Genomic DNA, 2,562 nt, shown 5'->3' with positions numbered 1-2,562 from the left:
GTCGACAACGGGGTCCTACTGTGCTGGTTCCACCACCACAGCATCGATACCTCCGGGTGGGAGATCCGAATGGTGAAAGGCTCACCGCAGGTGCGGGCCCCCGGGTTGATCGACCCGCAACGACTCTGGCGGCCACCGAACAGGCACCGCGCCCACCAGGTCCTCACCGGACCACCCAACCGCGACTGACCAACCGTGACGTGACCAACCGTGACGGGGCACGGCCTCCGTCAGCGGACCGGGAGCGACTCGAGGTCGAGGTCGGCTGCGGCGAGCACATCGGCACCGGCATCGCGGAGTGCGGCCATGAAGGCGGCATGAACGGATGCCCCCGGAACCTCAGTGCCCTGGAACTCGAAGGCAGGCGCCGCGCAGGCGTTGTGCACGATGGTGACGGCGAAGCCGAGGTCGAGGGCGGCCCTCGAGGTCGCATCGATGCACATGCTGCTCATCATGCCCATGACGACAAGGTGGTCGATGTTCTCAGCGCGCAACAGCCGTTCGAGGCCGGTGTCCACAAAGGCGTTCGCGGAGCCCTTGGTGAAGTGGCGCTCCGGTGTCACCGGTGCCACGAGCGGGTAGATCTCGACGCCTGTGGTCCCCGGGACGAAGAACGTCGCATCCGCTTCGGTGGCGATGTGCTGGAAGTGTATGACGGTCGTGCCGGTTGCACGGGCAGAGTCGAGGACGCCCCGGGCAACCACCGCGGCGGACTCACTCCCGGAGAGGGGATATGCGCCCCCGGGGAAGTAGTCCTTCTGGATGTCAATGACCACAATTCCAGTGCTCACACCTGCTCCGCTTCGTTTCCTGTGCCGATTCCCCCACACGACTCTAATTGTTACGGGCCGGATTTGCAGTGTCACGGCGCTGCCGTATTCTCGGCTCCATCCTCCCCGTTTCATTTCCGATCCCGCAAGGACATCGTGACCGCCACATATACCGGAATCTCCGTCGAATTGCCCGTGCTGACCTGGGGCGATCCCGCCGCGTCGCGGAGCGTGCTGCTGCTTCACGGACTCACGTCCGCGGGAGCGGTCTGGTGGCGAGTCGCGAGCGGACTCGCTGCGGAGGGATGGTTCGTGGTCGCTCCCGACCAGCGTGGCCACGGTCGGGCCCCGCGCACGACCTCGTATCCGCTGGAGGGATTCGTCGCCGACACGCTGCGGCTCCGCCCGGCGCCGGGGAAGCCCTGGGACCTGGTCATCGGGCACTCGCTCGGCGGCGCTGTCGCGCTCCTCGCCGCGGCGGGCAGCGACGACTGGACTCGGAGCGTTTTGCTTCTCGACCCACCGCTCACCCTCGGACCGGACTCGGTCGCACCGCTCCTCGCCGAAACGATCGCGGAGATCACCGATCCGACAACGGCGGGAATACTCAGCCAGAACCCGGGCTGGCACGCGGAAGACGCGCACCAGAAGGTGGAGGCCGCACGTGTGGTCAGCCCGTTCACGGTCGAGCGCGTGCTGAGCGACACCAGCCCCTGGGATCTCGAACCGCACCTCGACGACGTCCGGGTGCCGGTCAGGCTCCTCGGCGCGGACCCCGCGTCGGGCAGCGCATCGGTGCTTCCCGAACAGGGCGAGCGCCTCGCAGCCCGGCACGCGAACCTCAGCTACGCGTTCGTTGCGGGTGCAGGGCATTCGATTCACCGGGACTCGGCGGATCGCGTGATTGCCGAGGCGCTCGGGGCCGCGATCACGGCCGCGCGTACAACCAGTCCATGACCGCTGGACACGCCTCGAGCACGGAAATGTGGCCGTCGTCGGGGCGCAGCCGGAGCTCGGCTCGGGGAAGGCGCCGACTCAGCCAGTCGGCGTGAGATGGCGGGACCACCCGATCCCTGACGCCCTGGAGGAGCAGGACCGGGGCGGAGACCGCGGAAACGGGGAAGCCCCACGGGGCCACGAAGGCGAGATCATCATCGATCAGGCCCTCCGGCCCCGCTTCCGAAGCCAGGCCGACATCGGTGCCCAGGGAGGCCCACGGGCCCGCCAGTGCGTCGTAGTCCGCCTCGATGAAGCTGTCCGGGTCGAAGTCCACGGTTTCCTCGTACGTTGTGCGCTCCGCGCGACCGAGCAGTGCCGCGCGGAGGGAGGCTCCGTCCGTGGCCATGCCGGCGAACCAGTCGATACCGTCGGCGTCGAGCGGGGCCAGACTCGCGAGGCAGCCCACTGCCGAGACTCGCTCCGGCAGCAGGGCGGCGCAAGCGAGGGCGTGCGGACCGCCGCCGGACGCGCCCATGACGGCGAATCGGGCGATGCCGAGCGCGTCGGCAAGCTGTTCGACGTCGGTGGCCGCGGCGGCCACGTCACGACCCGGCAGCGCAGACGAACCGCCGTAGCCGGGCCGGCCATACGAGATGAGACGGATGCCGCGAGCGGCCGCCGCGGACAGCAACGGCTCGAGCAGGGCTCCCGTCTGGGGTGAACCGTGCTGCCAGAGCACGGTGAAGGCCGAGTCGAGTTCGTGGTCGGCGGCGCTGTCGTGCACGCGGAGCGTGCGACCGTCGCGAAGGTGCAGGTCCTGAATGAACACCATGGAGACATCCTAGGCAGGGGG

General features: G+C 68.8%; 3 protein-coding genes and 1 pseudogene. 2 read left to right on the top strand and 2 right to left on the bottom strand.

The annotated features are described in order from the left end of the window. Positions 1–189: pseudogene (locus QN357_RS18535) on the top strand (hypothetical protein); the annotation flags it as partial. A 41-nt stretch (positions 190–230) separates the two neighbouring features. On the opposite strand, the gene QN357_RS18530 reads toward QN357_RS18535, so the two are convergent. Further along, entirely contained in the window at positions 231–791 is a 561-nt protein-coding gene (locus QN357_RS18530; RefSeq protein WP_198413439.1) for a cysteine hydrolase family protein, read from the bottom strand. Between the two features lie 135 nt (positions 792–926). Between QN357_RS18530 and QN357_RS18525 the strand changes: the two genes are divergently transcribed. Further along, positions 927–1,727 (top strand): alpha/beta hydrolase, encoded by an 801-nt coding sequence (locus tag QN357_RS18525; RefSeq protein ID WP_322136060.1) that lies wholly within the window; start codon positions 927–929, stop codon positions 1,725–1,727. Here the strand turns inward: QN357_RS18525 and QN357_RS18520 are convergent. Next, entirely contained in the window at positions 1,699–2,541 is an 843-nt protein-coding gene (locus QN357_RS18520) for an alpha/beta fold hydrolase (RefSeq protein ID WP_134559972.1), read from the bottom strand. The two genes, QN357_RS18525 and QN357_RS18520, sit on opposite strands and share 29 nt — an antisense overlap. Between the last annotated feature and the right edge of the window lie 21 nt (positions 2,542–2,562).

The organism is Cryobacterium sp. RTC2.1, assembly GCF_035018685.1.
In the GTDB taxonomy this organism is placed as follows: domain Bacteria; phylum Actinomycetota; class Actinomycetes; order Actinomycetales; family Microbacteriaceae; genus Cryobacterium; species Cryobacterium glucosi.
The sequence above is the reverse complement of the archived record's forward strand: the minus strand, read 5'-3'. Positions and strand labels throughout refer to the sequence as shown.